This is a genomic window from Bariatricus sp. SGI.019 (genome assembly GCF_050315235.1).
In the GTDB taxonomy this organism is placed as follows: Bacteria; Bacillota; Clostridia; order Lachnospirales; family Lachnospiraceae; genus JAFBIX01.
The window spans coordinates 1-17849 of record NZ_JBNPOQ010000004.1; the positions used below are offsets into that span (position 1 = coordinate 1).

Consider the following 17849-nt stretch of genomic DNA (forward strand, 5'->3'; position numbering starts at 1 on the left):
GAAGAAGTGTTGTAAAATCAGAAAAATGGCTTGACAAACCCAATTTCAAATGATAATTTAATAATCAGTGATAGCATGTTACTTGTTTTTTTGAAAAACGAGGCATTAACTATACATAAATGTAAAAGATATTTATGTGTGTTAGTGCCTTTTTTTATACCATTTTTTATGGAATCTACTCTCTTACTGATGCACATAGATGTCTGAACGCAAAAAGGAAAAGGAGAAAAAAGATGAAAGACAAAATTTTTGGTGTGCTGCAGCGCGTGGGAAGATCCTTTATGCTCCCGATTGCTATCCTGCCTGTAGCCGGACTGTTACTGGGAATCGGTGGTTCCTTCAGTAACGCAACGATGCTCGCAACATATGGATTGGACGGAATCCTGGGTGAGGGAACCGTATTTAACGCCATTTTTCTGGTTATGAAGGATGCGGGAAATATTGTTTTTACGAATCTTCCGATTATATTTGCCATGGGTGTGGCGATTGGTATGGCGAAGAAAGAGAAGGAAGTTGCTGCTCTTGCGGCTGTTATCGCTTTCTTCATCATGCATGCATCCATTGGTGCGATGATTGAGATTGGCGGCGGAGCAGAGACCTTGCTGAATGGAGCGACAACATCTGTATGTGGAATTACATCTCTTCAGATGGGAGTGTTCGGAGGTATGCTCGTAGGACTTGGAGTGGCAGCTCTCCACAATCGTTATTACAAGATTGAATTGCCGCAGGTTCTTTCGTTCTTCGGCGGTACAAGATTTGTTCCGATCGTGTGTTCTTTGGTGTACACTGGAGTTGGTATCGCAATGTATTTTATATGGCCTGTTGTGCAGAGCGGAATCTACGCAATCGGTGATGTGGTATTGAATTCTGGGTATTTTGGAACCTGGGTCTACGGATTGATGGAACGTCTGTTGATTCCGTTCGGTCTGCACCATGTGTTCTATCTTCCGTTCTGGCAGACGGCATTAGGCGGCACACTAGAAGTTGCAGGACAGACGATTGAGGGTGCACAGAACATTTTCTTTGCACAGCTTGCAGATCCTGCGGTAGAGCACTTTGCAGTGTCTGCGACAAGATTTATGTCTGGTAAGTTCCCACTTATGATCTTTGGACTTCCAGGAGCAGCTTTGGCGATGTACAAAACAGCGAAACCGGAAAAGCGCAAAGAAGTAGGCGGCCTTCTGCTGTCGGCAGCATTGACATCCATGTTGACAGGAATTACGGAACCATTGGAATTCACCTTCCTGTTCGTAGCACCTCTTCTATATGGAATTCACTGTGTGTTTGCAGGACTTGCGTATATGTTGATGCATGTCTTTAATGTCGGAGTGGGAATGACATTTTCGGGCGGACTGATTGATATGTTCTTGTTCGGTATTCTACAGGGGAATGCAAAGACCAATTGGATATGGATCGTAATCGTGGGAATTGGATACTTTATTGTATATTACTTCCTCTTTGGTTTTCTGATTCGAAAGTTGGATCTAAAAACACCGGGAAGAGATGACAGTGAAGAAGTGAAGTTATATCGAAGAAGTGATGTGGAAGCAAGAAAGAAAGGGGAAGGTTCAGCGGCAGGAACTACTGTGGATGAATTGTCACAGACAATTTGTCAGGGCCTTGGAGGCAAGAAAAATATCTCAGATGTGGACTGTTGTGCTACCCGACTTCGCTGTACGGTCTATAAAGCGGAACTGGTGAATGATGCGCTCTTGAAATCAACAGGAGCGTCTGGAGTCGTTCATAAAGGAAACGGAGTACAGATTATCTATGGACCGAGAGTTACAGTTATTAAGTCTAATCTGGAAGATTATCTTGAGACAGCACCAGATGAAGAATATGTGGCTGATGTTCAGGAAGAGACGGTAAAAGAGAACCAGAATGAAGAAAAAGAACAGAAAGTTGTGACGACGATCACTATCTCCAGCCCGGTAACGGGTGTTGCAGCTGATCTTGGGACAGCACCGGATGAGGCTTTTGCCGGAAGAATGATGGGCGATGGTGCGGTTGTGACACCGAAGGATGCATATGTGTGCGCACCGGAAGACGGAGAGGTGTGTTTTGTATTCGAGACGAAGCATGCGATTGGATTCCAGACAGATTCTGGAATTGGTCTTCTGATTCATATGGGAATTGATACCGTTAAATTAGAAGGAAATGGATTTGAAGTGTTAGTCGAGAACGGACAAAAGGTGAAAAAGGGTGAGCCGATGCTTAAGATGGATCTGGATTACCTGCAGGCAAATGCACCATCTATGGCATCACCGGTACTTTGTACGGAACTGGAGGAAAATCAGAAGATCCGCCTGTTGAAGGAAGGCGAAATTCAGGCGGGTGAACCGCTTTTTGCAGTGGACTTCTGCGAATAAAGAGAAAGTGTGAGTGGGGAAAAGTATGTACAGGATAAAAAAGGTGTTGAATCATAACACGATCATAGGAATTCAGACCGAGAATCATCAAGAATATCTTATCATGGGCAAGGGAATCGGTTTTGGGAAAAAGGTGAGTGAAAGAGTGGAGGCAAGAGAAGAAGATGCCATCTATTCTCTTCAGGCATCCACAGACCGTGGAGATGCACGTGAACTGGTGAAAGAGATCTCGCCGGAGTGTCTGGAGATTGCGAATGAGGTTCTGGATGAGGCAGAGAAAATATTTGGAAAGATTGACAGAAGTATACTTTTCCCCATGGCAGACCACATTGAGTTTGCAATAAAGAGAATGAAAAACGGTGAGCAGATCAGCAATCCGTTAACGGAAGATATCCGAATTCTGTTCCATATGGAATTCAAGGCTGCAAGCTGTATTGCACCGATCCTGGCAAGAAAAATGAATCTTCGGATCGATGAAGATGAGGTGGGCTACATTGCACTTCATATTCATTCGGCGATTGAAGATGAGAAAGTGTCGCAGGCTATGCAGATGGCTCGCGCAGTCCGGGAATGTATTTCGCTGGTGGAAGAAGAGATTGGAAGGCCAATCGATGTCATGTCGCTGTCTTACAATCGTCTGATGAATCATATACGATATATGGTTGCAAGGGCAATCAGTGGAGAGCAGCTTAAGGTGAACATGAATGATTACATGGGAATTAAGTTTCCACAGGCTTTCCGGACAGCGAAGGTTATCTGCGAGCGGGTTGGAAAAAGTCTGAAGTGTAATCTAAGTGAAGTAGAGATTGGATATCTGGCTATGCATATTGAAAGAGTAACAAGTGATGAACGAGAAAGTTCTGATAATAAATAGGAAAGAATAAAAACAAAAAGGAGATTAAAATTATGAAGACATTTAATTACGTTATTACAGATGAAGTGGGAATCCATGCAAGACCGGCAGGAATGTTGGTAAAAGAAGCAAAGAAATATGAATCACAGATTATGATCAAAAAAGGAGACAAGCAGGCCGATGTCAGAAAACTGATGATGTTGATGGGCATGGGGGTAAAATGTGGCGAAGAAGTCACTGTAGAAGTTAACGGCGCAGATGAAGAAGAGGCATGCGCAGCAATGGAAGCATTTTTCAGGGCAAACTTATAATCAGAAAAGACCAGAGGTAGCAGAGATGGAAGTTTATCAGGGAAAATCAATATTGAAAGGCATTGCCATAGGCAAGCTCTTCTTCTACCAGAAGGGAGAACAGTCCGTAAAGAGAGAGAAGATCCAGGATACTGCAGCAGAGCTCCGGAGATATGAAGCGGCACGGGAAGAAGCGATCGCACAGCTGAATGTTCTGTATGAGAAAGCAGTCAAAGAGGTAGGAGAGGTCAATGCAGCTGTCTTCGAGGTTCATGCCATGATGCTGGAAGATGATGACTATGTAGATTCTATAGTAAATATCATCGAAACACAGCAGGTCAATGCAGAATTCGCGGTTGCGACGACTGGGGATAACTTTGCTGCAATGTTTGCAGAGATGGATGATGATTATTTTAAAGCCAGAGCAGTGGATGTCAAGGATATATCCGAACGGCTTGTGAATGTCCTGAGTGGGAGAAATGATGGTGGGGATCTGGGAGCAGAACCTGTCATCGTTGTGGCGGATGACCTGGCACCAAGTGAGACGGTGCAGATGGACAAGGAGAAGCTGTTGGCATTCGTTACCCGCTATGGTTCTTCTAATTCGCACACGGCAATTCTTGCAAGAACCATGAATATCCCGGCGCTGATCGGAGTAGAGATTCAGGAAGACTGGAATGGAAAACTGGCAGTAGTGGATGGCTATGAAGGAAAACTATACATTGAGCCGGAAGAAGAAGTGCTTACAAAGATGCAGCAGAAGCAAAGAGAAGATCTGGAAGCCAGAGAATTGTTAGAGAAGCTCCGGGGAAAAGAAGATGTAACCCTGGATGGAAAGAAGATTCGTCTGTATGCGAACATTGGAAGTGTGAAGGATGTTGCTGGGGTGTTGGCCAATGATGCGGCCGGTATCGGCCTATTTCGAAGTGAGTTTTTGTATCTGGAAGCTGACGATTATCCGGATGAAGAGGCACAGTTCCAGGCATATAAGACGGTTGCAGAAAATATGGCGGGCAAAAAAGTGATTGTCCGGACGCTTGATATCGGTGCGGATAAACAAGTGGATTACTTCCATATGGAAGAAGAAGAGAATCCGGCTATGGGCTATCGTGCGATCCGCATCTGTCTGGATCGACCGGAAATATTCAAGACTCAGCTGCGAGCCCTTCTTCGTGCAAGCGCATATGGCAATATTGCAATTATGTATCCGATGATTATCTCCGTCGATGAAGTGAGGCAGATCAAGGCGATTGTAGAAGAGATTAAGCAAGAACTGGATGCAAAAGAAATTCGTTACGGAGAAGTTGAGCAGGGGATTATGATAGAGACGCCGGCAGCGGTCATGATCAGTGATCTGCTGGCACAGGAAGTTGACTTCTTCAGTATCGGAACGAACGATCTGACACAATACACACTTGCGATCGACCGCCAGAATATGAAACTTGATAATATCTACGATGCACACCATCCGGCAGTGCTTCGTATGATTCAGACAACCATAGATAATGGACACCAGCATGGCTGCTGGGTAGGTATCTGCGGAGAACTTGGCGCAGATATGACATTGACAGAGACGTTCCTGAAGATGGGAATCGATGAACTGTCCGTATCACCATCATTCGTATTACCGATCCGTAAATTAATCCGGCAGATACGTCTGTAGCAGGGAGGAGGGGCGGGGTTTTTAAAAACCTCCGCCCCTTTTTTGAAAAAATAAAAAAAGTGATTGACAAGCTCGAAAAGTTTATGATATAGTAAAAAATGCGCTATTGTGGAAAGTTATACCGTGATATCGTTCGGAATCTAGTTAAAATATAAATGAGGAGTGAAACGTCAATATGGAGAAAAACAGAATTCGTCCTATCAAAAGTGGAAAAAGTTCACGCATGAGTTATTCCAGACAAAAAGAAGTTCTTCAGATGCCTAACTTGATCGAAGTCCAGAAGGATTCCTATCAGTGGTTCCTGGATGAAGGGTTGAATGAAGTATTTGATGATATTTCCCCGATTACTGATTACAGTGGTCATTTAAGCCTGGAATTTGTTGATTTCACTTTGTGTGAAAAAGACGTGAAGTACACAATCGAAGAGTGTAAAGAGCGTGATGCGACTTACGCGGCACCATTAAAAGTAAGAGTAAGACTTCATAACAAAGAGACAGACGAAATCAACGAGCATGAAATCTTCATGGGAGATCTGCCGTTGATGACCAGTACAGGTACGTTTGTAATTAATGGAGCAGAACGTGTTATCGTAAGCCAGTTAGTGCGTTCCCCAGGTATCTATTATGCAATTGCACATGATAAAGTAGGTAAGAAACTGTATTCATCTACTGTTATCCCGAACCGTGGTGCATGGCTGGAGTATGAGACGGATTCCAATGACGTTTTTTATGTACGTGTAGATAGAACAAGAAAAGTACCGATCACCGTGTTGATTCGTGCGCTGGGAATTGGTACAAATCCAGAGATTGTTGAACTCTTTGGAGAGGAGCCGAAGATCCTTGCAAGTTTTGAGAAGGATGCGGCTACAAACTATCAGGAAGGTCTTCTGGAATTATATAAGAAGATCCGTCCAGGCGAACCGTTGGCAGTGGACAGTGCAGAGAGTCTGATTACCAGTATGTTCTTTGATCCTAGACGTTATGACCTTGCAAAAGTAGGAAGATATAAATTCAATAAAAAGCTGGCTCTTAAGAACCGTATCTCTGGTCAGGTGCTGGCAGAGGATGCTGTGAGTCCAATTACAGGAGAAGTAATTGCAGAAGCCGGAACTAAGATTACCAGAGAACTGGCAGATCAGATTCAGAATGCAGCCATTCCATATGTATGGATCGAAAGACCGGAAGAAGAGAGAAATATTAAGGTTCTTTCTAATATGATGGTTGATCTTGCAGCAATCGTAGATATTGATCCGAAGGAAGTCGGAGTTACCGAACAGGTATATTATCCGGTTCTGGCAGGTATCTTGGAAGAGACCGCCGGTGATGTTGATGAGCTGAAAGATGCGATTAAGAGAGATATCCATGATCTGATTCCAAAGCATATCACAAAAGAAGATATCCTGGCATCTATCAACTACAATATTCATCTGGAATATGGTCTTGGAAATGATGACGATATCGACCACCTTGGCAACAGACGTATCCGTTCCGTAGGTGAGTTGTTACAGAATCAGTACAGAATAGGTCTTTCCAGACTGGAAAGAGTTGTCCGTGAAAGAATGACAACCCAGGATCTGGAAGGTATCTCACCACAGTCACTGATCAATATTAAGCCTGTTACAGCTGCTGTGAAGGAGTTCTTTGGTTCTTCTCAGTTGTCACAGTTCATGGATCAGAACAACCCACTGGGTGAGTTGACCCATAAGAGACGTCTGTCTGCTCTTGGTCCAGGTGGTCTGTCAAGAGACCGTGCCGGATTCGAGGTTCGAGACGTTCACTATTCACATTATGGAAGAATGTGCCCGATTGAGACACCTGAAGGTCCGAACATTGGTCTGATCAACTCTCTTGCCTGCTATGCGAGAATCAACCAGTACGGATTTATTGAGGCACCATATCGTAAGATTAATCATGATGATCCGGCCAATCCGGTCGTAACAGAAGAAGTTGTCTATATGACAGCTGATGAAGAAGATAACTATCATGTAGCACAGGCCAACGAGCCGTTAGATGCAGAAGGACATTTCATCCATAAGAATGTATCCGGTCGTTACCGTGAAGAGACACAGGAATATGAAAGAAGAATGTTCGATTACATGGACGTATCTCCAAAGATGGTGTTCTCTGTTGCTACAGCATTGATTCCTTTCCTGGAAAATGATGATGCGAACCGTGCGCTGATGGGATCCAACATGCAGCGTCAGGCAGTGCCTCTTATGATGACAGAAGCACCAGTTGTAGGTACCGGTATGGAAGAGAAGTCTGCGGTTGACTCCGGTGTATGTGTTGTTGCAGAAGCAGGCGGCGTTGTAGAACGCTCTACTTCTACAGAGATCACCGTTCGTCAGGACGATGGAAGTCTTAAGAAGTATAAATTAACCAAGTTCCTCAGAAGTAACCAGAGCAACTGTTATAACCAGAGACCGATTGTATTCAAGGGTGAACGGGTAGAAGCCGGTGATGTAATTGCTGACGGACCATCTACATCTAATGGTGAGATGGCTCTTGGTAAGAACCCTCTGATCGGATTCATGACCTGGGAAGGTTATAATTACGAGGATGCGGTATTATTAAGTGAAAGATTAGTACAGGAAGATGTCTATACATCTATCCACATTGAAGAATATGAAGCAGAAGCACGTGATACCAAGTTGGGACCAGAAGAGATCACTCGAGACATTCCGGGTGTTGGTGATGATGCCCTGAAGAATCTGGATGAGAGAGGTATCATCCGTATTGGTGCAGAAGTACGTGCCGGAGATATTCTGGTTGGTAAAGTAACTCCGAAGGGAGAGACAGAACTGACTGCAGAAGAGAGACTGCTCCGCGCAATCTTCGGTGAAAAAGCACGTGAAGTAAGAGACACTTCCCTGAAAGTGCCACACGGAGAATATGGTATCGTTGTTGATGCAAAGGTATTTACAAGAGATAATGGTGACGAACTGTCTCCGGGAGTGAACCAGTCTGTTCGTATCTATATTGCACAGAAGAGAAAGATCTCTGTTGGTGATAAGATGGCCGGACGTCATGGTAACAAGGGTGTCGTTTCCCGAGTACTCCCTGTAGAGGATATGCCGTTTTTGCCAAACGGACGTCCTCTGGATATCGTGCTGAACCCATTGGGTGTGCCTTCACGTATGAATATCGGACAGGTATTGGAGATCCACCTGTCTCTGGCAGCAAAAGCATTAGGATTTAACATTGCAACACCGGTATTTGATGGTGCAGATGAAAATGATATTATGGATACACTTGACCTGGCAAATGATTATGTAAATTTAAGCTGGGAAGAGTTCGAGGCAAAGCATAAGGAAGAATTGCTTCCAGAAGTGCTTCAGTATCTGTCCGACAATAGAGATCACAGAAAATTATGGAAAGGTGTTCCGATTTCCAGAGATGGAAAGGTTCGTCTGCGTGACGGAAGAACCGGAGAATATTTTGACAGCCCGGTAACTATCGGACACATGCATTATCTGAAACTGCATCACCTGGTTGATGATAAGATCCATGCACGTTCAACCGGTCCTTACTCACTGGTTACACAGCAGCCGTTAGGTGGTAAGGCACAGTTCGGTGGACAGCGTTTCGGTGAGATGGAGGTATGGGCACTGGAGGCCTATGGTGCATCTTACACATTGCAGGAAATCCTGACTGTGAAGTCAGATGATGTTGTCGGCCGTGTGAAGACTTACGAGGCAATCATTAAGGGTGAGAATATCCCAGAGCCAGGAATTCCAGAATCCTTCAAGGTATTGTTGAAAGAATTACAGTCTCTTGGATTGGATGTACGTGTACTGCGTGATGACAATACAGAAGTAGAGATCATGGAAACTGCCGATATGGGTGAAACTGATTTCCGCTCATTAATTGAAGGAGACAGAAGGTACCATCAGGATGATGATCTTGGGGCACATGGTTACACAGAACAGGAATTCCAGGGTGAAGAACTGGTAGATGTGGAAGAAGAGCCTGAAGATGATGACTTCGATATGGAATTTGAAGAAACTGATGACTATGGATATGACGATATGTCAGATAATGAATAGGAAGGGGTGCCAGTATGCCAGAAAACAATAAGGAACAAACATATCAGCCAATGACTTTTGATGCAATCAAAATCGGTTTGGCATCGCCTGAGAAGATTCTGGAATGGTCAAGGGGAGAAGTTACAAAGCCTGAGACAATTAATTATAGAACCTTAAAGCCAGAAAAAGACGGCTTATTCTGTGAAAGAATATTTGGACCTAGCAAAGACTGGGAATGCCACTGTGGTAAGTATAAGAAGATCCGCTATAAAGGTGTAGTCTGCGACCGCTGTGGTGTTGAGGTCACCAAAGCAAGTGTGCGTCGTGAGCGTATGGGGCATATCGCCCTTGCTGCTCCGGTATCACACATCTGGTACTTCAAAGGAATTCCAAGCCGTATGGGTCTGATTCTTGACCTGTCTCCGAGAACTTTGGAGAAGGTACTGTATTTTGCTTCTTATATCGTATTAGATAAAGGGGAGACAGATCTTCAGTATAAACAGGTGTTGTCTGAGCAGGAATATCAGGAAGCGAGAGAAAAATGGGGCAGTGCATTCCGTGTAGGTATGGGTGCGGAATCCATCAAAGAGCTCCTGGAAGCAATTGACCTGGATAAGGAATACAAAGAATTATCTGAAGGACTGAAAGGTGCAACTGGACAGAAGCGTGCAAGAATCGTAAAACGTCTGGAGGTCGTAGAAGCTTTCCGTGAGTCTGGAAATAAGCCGGAGTGGATGATCATGACAGCAATTCCGGTCATCCCACCAGATCTTAGACCAATGGTTCAGCTGGATGGCGGACGTTTCGCTACCTCTGACCTGAATGATCTGTACCGTAGAATTATTAATAGAAATAACCGTCTGAAACGCCTGCTTGAATTAGGCGCACCAGATATTATCGTTAGAAATGAGAAGAGAATGCTGCAGGAAGCTGTAGATGCTCTGATCGATAACGGACGTCGTGGACGTCCGGTTACAGGACCTGGTAACAGAGCTCTGAAGTCCTTGTCAGACATGCTGAAAGGTAAGTCCGGACGTTTCCGTCAGAACCTTTTGGGTAAACGTGTTGACTATTCTGGACGTTCTGTTATCGTCGTAGGACCAGAACTGAAGATTTATCAGTGTGGTCTTCCAAAAGAAATGGCAATTGAGCTGTTCAAACCATTCGTCATGAAAGAACTGGTTCAGAACGGAACTGCTCATAACATTAAGAATGCCAAGAAGATGGTAGAAAGAGTACAGCCAGAGGTGTGGGATGTACTGGAAGATGTTATCAAAGAACATCCGGTTATGCTGAACCGTGCCCCCACACTGCACAGACTTGGTATTCAGGCATTCGAGCCAATCCTTGTAGAAGGTAAGGCGATTAAGCTTCATCCATTGGTATGTACTGCATACAATGCCGACTTCGACGGAGACCAGATGGCTGTCCATCTTCCGTTATCTGTAGAAGCACAGGCAGAATGCCGTTTCTTACTGCTGTCACCAAACAACCTGTTGAAACCATCTGATGGTGGACCGGTTGCCGTTCCTTCACAGGATATGGTACTTGGTATCTATTATCTGACACAGGAAAGACCTGGGGCAAAAGGAGAAGGAAAAGCATTTAAGAGTGTGAATGAAGCAATCCTTGCTTATGAAAATGATGCCCTGACGCTTCACTCACGTATCAAAGTACGTGTATCTAAGACAATGCCAGATGGAACTGTGAAGACAGGAACCATTGAATCTACACTGGGAAGATTTATCTTTAACGAAATCATTCCTCAGGATCTTGGATTTGTAGACCGTGAAGTAGAAGGCAATGAATTACTGCTGGAGATTGATTTCCACGTAGGTAAGAAGCAGTTAAAACAGATCCTTGAAAAAGTTATTAACACCCATGGATCCACTGCAACCGCAGAAGTTCTGGATGCAGTAAAATCCATCGGTTACAAATATTCCACCAGAGCGGCTATGACCGTATCTATCTCAGATATGACGGTACCTCCGCAGAAGCCAGAGATGATTCAGAAGGCACAGGATACCGTGGATAAGATCACAAAGAACTTCAAGCGTGGTCTGATCACAGAAGAGGAACGTTACAAAGAAGTTGTTGAGACATGGAAGGCAACGGATGATGCTCTTACAGAAGCACTGTTGTCTGGACTTGATAAATACAACAATATCTTCATGATGGCCGATTCCGGAGCCCGTGGTTCTGACAAGCAGATCAAACAGCTGGCCGGTATGCGTGGTCTGATGGCTGATACAACCGGTCGTACCATTGAGTTGCCTATTAAGTCAAACTTCCGTGAAGGTCTGGATGTATTGGAGTACTTCATGTCTGCTCATGGTGCTCGTAAAGGTCTGTCCGATACAGCGCTTCGTACCGCCGATTCCGGATACTTGACCAGACGTCTGGTTGACGTATCACAGGAACTGATCATTCACGAAATGGATTGTGTGGAAAAGGGTGCTGAGATTCCAGGAATGTATGTAAAAGCGTTCATGGATGGTAATGAAGAGATTGAAAGCTTACAGGAGCGTATTACCGGACGTTATCTGTGTGAAAATATCGTAGATAAAGATGGCAACATTCTTGTAAAAGCGAACCATATGGTAACACCAAAGCGTGCAGAGCTGATCATGAAGAAAGGTGTGGATGAGAACGGGGAACCACTGAAGAAGATCAAGATCCGTACGATTCTGACCTGTAGATCTCACAATGGTGTTTGTGCAAAATGTTACGGTGCTAACATGGCAACCGGTGAGCCGGTGCAGGTTGGTGAAGCAGTAGGTATTATTGCGGCACAGTCTATCGGTGAGCCTGGTACACAGTTGACCATGCGTACATTCCATACGGGTGGTGTAGCCGGTGATGATATCACACAGGGTCTTCCTCGTGTCGAAGAGCTTTTCGAGGCAAGAAAGCCGAAGGGTCTTGCAATCATCACAGAATTTGCAGGAAGAGCCACCATTAATGATACAAAGAAGAAACGTGAAATTATTGTAACCAATAACGAGACCGGAGAGTCAAAAGCATACTTGATTCCTTACGGATCAAGAATCAAGATTCAGGATGGTGTAGAGTTAGAGGCCGGAGATGAATTGACGGAAGGTAGTGTGAACCCACATGATATCCTTAAGATCAAGGGTCTGAGAGCTGTACAGGATTACATGATTCAGGAAGTGCAGCGTGTATACCGTCTGCAGGGTGTTGATATTAACGATAAGCATATCGAGGTCATTGTACGTCAGATGCTGAAGAAGGTTCGTGTGGAAGAAGCTGGTGATACAGAATTCCTGCCAGGAACTAATGTAGATAGACTGGAATTTGAAGATGTGAACGCGGCATTAATTGCAGAAGGTAAAGAGCCGGCAACAGGAGAGCAGATTATGCTTGGTATTACAAAAGCATCACTTGCAACGAACTCCTTCCTGTCAGCTGCATCCTTCCAGGAAACAACGAAGGTACTGACAGAGGCAGCAATTAAGGGTAAGATCGATCCGCTGGTTGGTCTGAAGGAGAACGTAATCATCGGTAAGCATATCCCGGCTGGTACAGGTATGAGAAAATATCGCGATATCAAGCTCGATACAGAGATGTCCATGGATGATGAAATCATGTTAGATGAAGACATGGATGATATGGAAGAAATGATTGATTTCGTAGAAGAATAAAAGATAAAAAGCGAGAAGCCATAAGGTTTCTCGCTTTTTTTGTGGAATATCGATGAGCCAAATACCGATCCTATTTCGTTATTGATAAATCTTATCGTTAACAATATTGACAATCGGTATCAATAAGAATATAATTCCAATGTAAATGATAATCAGTATCAAATCAAGAGGGATGAAATATGAGCCAGGAAGAAAAGGTTGAAGAAGTAATCAGCCAGTTGAAAGAAAAAGGTTATCGAATTACAGATCAGAGAAAGATGTTGCTTCGTATTATTTTGGCAAACGAATGTTCCTCCTGCAAAGAGATATATTTCGCCGCAAAGAAAATTGATGACAAGGTGGGTATTGCTACCGTCTATCGGACAATACAATTGCTGGAGGATATGGAACTGATTCATAAAGAAATGGTAGTGCGGATATAAGAGCCAAATAAGGAAGAAGGAGTGATTATGATGCCACTGACAATGTTAGGTTCAGGCGAAACCGCTTCGATTAAAAGAATCGGCGGACATGACGAAGTGAAAAAATTTCTGGAAAATCTGGGATTTGTGACAGGGGAACAGGTGAAGATTGTGTCGAGTAATGGAGGCAACATAATCGTTCAGGTAAAGGACTCCAGAGTTGCGGTAAGTAAAGGGATTGCGAATAAGATTATGATATAGGAGGAGAAGAGAGGATGCAGACATTAAGAGATGTGAAATGTGACCAGAACGTAAAGGTCGTGAAACTGCATGGTGAAGGAGCAACAAGACGCAGGATCATGGATATGGGAATCACAAAAGGAACAGGAATTTATGTCAGAAAGGTTGCGCCATTGGGGGATCCGGTGGAGGTGACTGTTCGAGGATATGAACTTTCCCTTAGAAAAGCAGACGCAGAGATGATTGAAGTAGAATAGATGAGTCGTACAGGAGGAATGAAAATGGGAGTAAGAATTGCACTTGCCGGTAATCCGAACAGTGGAAAAACAACATTATTTAATGCACTTACAGGCTCTAATCAGTTTGTGGGTAATTGGCCAGGAGTAACCGTAGAGAAAAAAGAAGGTAAGTTAAGGGATAACAAAGATGTCACCGTCATGGATCTGCCGGGAATATATTCCCTGTCACCGTATACACTGGAAGAAGTAGTGGCAAGAAACTATCTGATTACAGAACGCCCGGATGTGATATTAAACATTGTAGATGGAACCAACCTGGAACGTAATTTATATCTGACTACACAGTTGATGGAGCTTGGAATTCCAGTAGTGATGGCAATCAATATGATGGATGTGGTGAAAAAATCTGGTGACCAGATCAACACGAAGGAGCTTTCTGAAAAACTGGGATGTGAAATTGTAAGCATATCTGCTTTAAAAGGAGAAGGTGTAAAAGAAGCCGCAGCGAAAGCAGTAAAACTTGCAGAAAAGAAAGCATCTGCACCAGTCCATGAATTTGCAGCGGAAGTAGAATCCGTGTTAGATGAGATTGAAACCGTGCTGACGAATGTGCCGGAAGAGCAGAAGCGTTTCTATGCGATCAAACTTTTTGAGCGTGATGACAAGATTCAGGAACAGTTAAAACAGGCGCCTGATGTTGAAAATATTGTTGCAGCAGCTGAGAAAGCATTTGACGATGATGCAGAAAGTATCATTACAAATGAGCGTTATGCATACATATCTTCTGTGATAGGTGACTGTCTGAAGAAGGCAAATAAAGAGAAGTTGACGACATCTGATAAGATTGACAGAGTCGTTACGAACCGTTGGCTTGCACTTCCTATTTTTGCTGTCGTTATGTGGATTGTGTATTATGTATCCGTTACAACAGTAGGAACTTTCGTGACGGATTGGACCAATGATGTGCTGTTTGGTGAGATCATTCCGCCGGCAATCGAAAGCTTCCTTGTAAGCATTAACTGTGCAGACTGGCTGCAGGGATTGATCCTGGATGGTATTGTAGCCGGGGTTGGAGCAGTGCTTGGATTCGTACCACAGATGCTTGTATTGTTCATCTTCCTGGCATTCCTGGAATCTTGCGGATATATGGCTCGTATAGCGTTTATCATGGACAGAATTTTCCGTAAATTTGGTTTATCCGGTAAGTCCTTCATCCCAATGCTGATTGGTACCGGATGTGGAGTTCCTGGAATTATGGCCTCTCGTACAATTGAAAATGAGCGCGACAGAAGAATGACGATCATGACGACAACTTTCATCCCGTGCGGAGCAAAATTACCGATTATTGCATTGATTGCAGGTGCATTGTTTGATGGAGCATCCTGGGTTGCGCCAAGTGCATATTTTGTGGGAATCGCTGCAATTATCTGCTCTGGAATCATTCTGAAGAAGACAAAGATGTTCGCGAGAGATCCGGCACCGTTTGTAATGGAGCTTCCTGCATATCATCTTCCAACTGTAGGAAATGTCCTTAGAAGCATGTGGGAAAGAGGCTGGTCATTTATCAAGAAAGCAGGTACCATCATCTTACTGTCTACGATCTTCGTATGGTTTACTTCAAACTTCGGCATTGTAGACGGACACTTTGGTATGGTAGATGATTTGAGCCAGGGATTTTTGGCAAATATCGGAAAAATCTTTGCATGGATATTCATTCCGCTTGGATGGGGAGACTGGAAAGCAGCCGTTGCGGCAATTACTGGTCTGGTAGCAAAGGAAAATGTCGTGGGTACATTCGGTATCCTCTATGGATTCGCTGAAGTAGCAGAAGATGGTTCTGAGATCTGGGGCACTCTGGCAGCAAGTATGACAACGATCGCAGCATATTCCTTCCTGGTATTCAACCTGCTGTGTGCACCTTGCTTTGCGGCAATCGGAGCGATCAAGCGTGAGATGAACAGTGCAAAATGGACCTGGTTTGCAATCGGATATCAGTGTGTATTTGCTTATGCAGTGTCATTGTGTATCTATCAGTTTGGCTCTCTCTTCACTGGTGGAGGAGTTGGAATTGGAACGATTGCAGCGGTTCTGGTAGTTATCGGATTCCTCTATCTGTTGTTCAGACCGTATAAAGAGAGCACTTCACTGAATATGAACATATCCAGCGTCAAGGCAAGAAAAGCAAAGGCATAATAAGAGGATTATTTAGATAGAAAGAAGGAGATTCTATGGCATTAGCAGTAAGCAGTATCGTGTCAACAACAATTGTAGGAGCTGTATTATTAGTAATTGTTGCGCTGATTATCAGAAGTATGTGGAAAAAGAAAAAATCAGGCGGAGGATGTGGCTGTGGGTGTAGCGGCTGTTCTGGACAGTGCCAGGGGAAAGATCTGGAGAAGGATAAGTTATAAGTGAATTATATCTTAAGAATAGACAGATGAAGCAGGATTATTATGATCCTGCTCCATCTGTCTGTTCAGTTAAAGTTTGGTTAGCATTCAGATGAATACAAAGACGTGTATCTCCCGGTGAGCTTTCAACAGATATTCCATATTCTATTCCTTCATATAATCGAATTTTATTATGAATATTGATAATTCCAATTCCTTCGGATCCATTAAATGAGGCATTGATATCCGCCGGGGCGTCTTGTGTCAGTATCTTATTCAATTCTATTAATATATTTTCATCAAATCCAATTCCATTGTCTTGCAGAAGAATATAAAGTTCTGAGCCTTTACGGTAAGCAGATATCTTAATCATTCCATTGTTCTCGATAGAATCCAATCCGTGAAAAATAGCATTTTCTACAAGTGGCTGAAGAATCATCTTAGGAATCAGACATTGCTTTGTATCATCATGAATATCCAGACTGTAGGAGATACGATCTTGAAACCGTACCTGAATCATATAGAGATATTTATCAATAATTGTCAATTCATCATTCAGAGGGACCAGAAATGCTCCTTTAATAGAGTAGCGAAAAAGATCTGCCATATTAGTACATATTTGTGCAACCTCGGGTATGCCATGGATTAAAGAGATGCCTCGCATACATTGAAGCATATTATATAAAAAATGTGGATTAATCTGGCTTTGATAGGCATAAATCTGAGTCTGCTTTTTACTGATCTCCATTTCATAAAGCCGGGCCTGCGAAGTGATATTTTTTTGATTCAGTGAAGCGATTCTTGTAAGAAGAGCATTAATATGGGAAGCAATAGAGCCGATCTCATTATTCAGTTTTGTGTGAAGCTGAAGTTCGTGCTGCATATAATCGGTAGACTCGATTGCTTCGTTCAATTGATGAATCGGTTTGATAATTATATGGTGAACGGCAATTGAAAGATAAAGGATGCAGAAAAAGAGCAAAAATGCCAAGGCAATCAATAATTCGGATTGTTCGTCTTTGAATAGATGTAATTGCTCATTATAAATGGTGCCGGTAACAGACAGATTCGTATTCGGTATGTTTTCGATTTCATAAAAAAGTTCTTGGGTTGTAGCCTTAGAGAAGGAACTTTCGGGACTATTTGAATATAATATATTGCCTGTTGTGTCATCTGTGATATTTAGAGACATATCTGTTGTCGAGTTCACAAGCTGGTTCAAAGTATCTGTTTTACAGATAATAGCAATATTACCAAGATGTTTTCCAAAATCTTTTGAAAAAGTTGTCATATATATTGGGCTGAAATAGATCATATAAGGCGTATTTGTGACAGGTTGGATATAGAACTCAAAATAACTTTCGGTGTTTCTTTGTTCATCCATAAAATGTTCAACCGTAAAATCTTCCATATCAGCAGGAATATAACTGACCATACTTGTTGGAGAGTTCTTGTCCCAGACTATGATATCTACAAGACCAGGCGTATAGGAGTGTGCCATGCCGATCAAGGTGGAGAATGATTGCCGCTGTAATTGATGCGTATCTGTAGATGCACTTAACAGATAAGACTGGGTTTCTTCTTGCGAAGCAAATATAGTGGAAGTTTTTTTCATGCTGGTAGTCATGGAAACAATATTTATCTTGACATTCTCAATTGTTGAAGAGCAATATCCCTTTAAATTCTCAGTTTGTTCATCTAGCATCTGAAACATCGTA

At 43.2% G+C, this 17849-nt stretch carries 12 protein-coding genes; 11 read left to right on the plus strand and 1 reads right to left on the minus strand.

The window, feature by feature from the left end; genetic code table 11:
* Nucleotides 1–233 precede the first annotated feature (233 nt).
* From ACQRD1_RS03250 to ACQRD1_RS03300, 11 genes are all read left to right on the plus strand, one after another.
* Entirely contained in the window at nt 234–2369 is a 2136-nt protein-coding gene (locus ACQRD1_RS03250) for a glucose PTS transporter subunit IIA (RefSeq protein ID WP_427786914.1), read from the plus strand.
* Between the two features lie 25 nt (nt 2370–2394).
* The gene (locus tag ACQRD1_RS03255; RefSeq protein ID WP_427786915.1) at nt 2395–3243 is read left to right on the plus strand and encodes a PRD domain-containing protein; all 849 of its coding nucleotides are present in this window, start codon (nt 2395–2397) and stop codon (nt 3241–3243) included.
* A gap of 32 nt (nt 3244–3275) precedes the next feature.
* On the plus strand, nt 3276–3533 hold the full coding sequence (locus ACQRD1_RS03260; RefSeq protein WP_235231586.1) for an HPr family phosphocarrier protein: 258 nt from the start codon (nt 3276–3278) through the stop codon (nt 3531–3533).
* 25 nt (nt 3534–3558) lie between these two features.
* Nucleotides 3559–5175, plus strand: a complete 1617-nt coding sequence (ptsP, locus tag ACQRD1_RS03265; RefSeq protein ID WP_427786916.1) for a phosphoenolpyruvate--protein phosphotransferase — start codon at nt 3559–3561, stop codon at nt 5173–5175.
* A gap of 175 nt (nt 5176–5350) precedes the next feature.
* Nucleotides 5351–9220, plus strand: coding sequence for a DNA-directed RNA polymerase subunit beta (locus ACQRD1_RS03270; RefSeq protein WP_235231588.1), 3870 nt, complete (start codon nt 5351–5353; stop codon nt 9218–9220).
* Nucleotides 9221–9234: 14 nt separating this feature from the next.
* Nucleotides 9235–12861 carry a DNA-directed RNA polymerase subunit beta' gene (gene rpoC, locus ACQRD1_RS03275; protein ID WP_235231589.1) on the plus strand — a complete coding sequence of 1209 codons (3627 nt, stop codon included), beginning with the start codon at nt 9235–9237 and terminating at the stop codon, nt 12859–12861.
* Between the two features lie 179 nt (nt 12862–13040).
* Nucleotides 13041–13283, plus strand: coding sequence for a Fur family transcriptional regulator (locus tag ACQRD1_RS03280; protein ID WP_235231590.1), 243 nt, complete (start codon nt 13041–13043; stop codon nt 13281–13283).
* Nucleotides 13284–13310: 27 nt separating this feature from the next.
* On the plus strand, nt 13311–13523 hold the full coding sequence (locus ACQRD1_RS03285) for a FeoA family protein (RefSeq protein ID WP_235231591.1): 213 nt from the start codon (nt 13311–13313) through the stop codon (nt 13521–13523).
* 14 nt (nt 13524–13537) lie between these two features.
* Entirely contained in the window at nt 13538–13759 is a 222-nt protein-coding gene (locus tag ACQRD1_RS03290; protein ID WP_235231592.1) for a FeoA family protein, read from the plus strand.
* 24 nt (nt 13760–13783) lie between these two features.
* Complete coding sequence (feoB, locus tag ACQRD1_RS03295) at nt 13784–15934, plus strand: ferrous iron transport protein B (protein WP_427786917.1); 2151 nt, start codon at nt 13784–13786, stop codon at nt 15932–15934.
* 35 nt (nt 15935–15969) lie between these two features.
* A complete protein-coding gene (locus tag ACQRD1_RS03300; protein WP_235231594.1) occupies nt 15970–16152 on the plus strand; it encodes a FeoB-associated Cys-rich membrane protein in 183 nt (60 codons plus the stop codon).
* Between the two features lie 40 nt (nt 16153–16192).
* Here ACQRD1_RS03300 and ACQRD1_RS03305 read toward each other — a convergent pair whose 3' ends face one another.
* The gene (locus ACQRD1_RS03305) at nt 16193–17845 is read right to left on the minus strand and encodes a sensor histidine kinase (protein WP_427786918.1); all 1653 of its coding nucleotides are present in this window, start codon (nt 17843–17845) and stop codon (nt 16193–16195) included.
* Nucleotides 17846–17849 lie beyond the last annotated feature (4 nt).

Coding starts and splice junctions, on each gene's coding strand:
- ACQRD1_RS03250 (WP_427786914.1), top strand. CDS start 234: ATGAAAGACAAAATTTTTGGTGTGCTGCAGCGCGTGGGAAGATCCTTT.
- ACQRD1_RS03255 (WP_427786915.1), top strand. CDS start 2,395: ATGTACAGGATAAAAAAGGTGTTGAATCATAACACGATCATAGGAATT.
- ACQRD1_RS03260 (WP_235231586.1), top strand. CDS start 3,276: ATGAAGACATTTAATTACGTTATTACAGATGAAGTGGGAATCCATGCA.
- ptsP (WP_427786916.1), top strand. CDS start 3,559: ATGGAAGTTTATCAGGGAAAATCAATATTGAAAGGCATTGCCATAGGC.
- ACQRD1_RS03270 (WP_235231588.1), top strand. CDS start 5,351: ATGGAGAAAAACAGAATTCGTCCTATCAAAAGTGGAAAAAGTTCACGC.
- rpoC (WP_235231589.1), top strand. CDS start 9,235: ATGCCAGAAAACAATAAGGAACAAACATATCAGCCAATGACTTTTGAT.
- ACQRD1_RS03280 (WP_235231590.1), top strand. CDS start 13,041: ATGAGCCAGGAAGAAAAGGTTGAAGAAGTAATCAGCCAGTTGAAAGAA.
- ACQRD1_RS03285 (WP_235231591.1), top strand. CDS start 13,311: ATGATGCCACTGACAATGTTAGGTTCAGGCGAAACCGCTTCGATTAAA.
- ACQRD1_RS03290 (WP_235231592.1), top strand. CDS start 13,538: ATGCAGACATTAAGAGATGTGAAATGTGACCAGAACGTAAAGGTCGTG.
- feoB (WP_427786917.1), top strand. CDS start 13,784: ATGGGAGTAAGAATTGCACTTGCCGGTAATCCGAACAGTGGAAAAACA.
- ACQRD1_RS03300 (WP_235231594.1), top strand. CDS start 15,970: ATGGCATTAGCAGTAAGCAGTATCGTGTCAACAACAATTGTAGGAGCT.
- ACQRD1_RS03305 (WP_427786918.1), bottom strand. CDS start 17,845: ATGTTTCAGATGCTAGATGAACAAACTGAGAATTTAAAGGGATATTGC.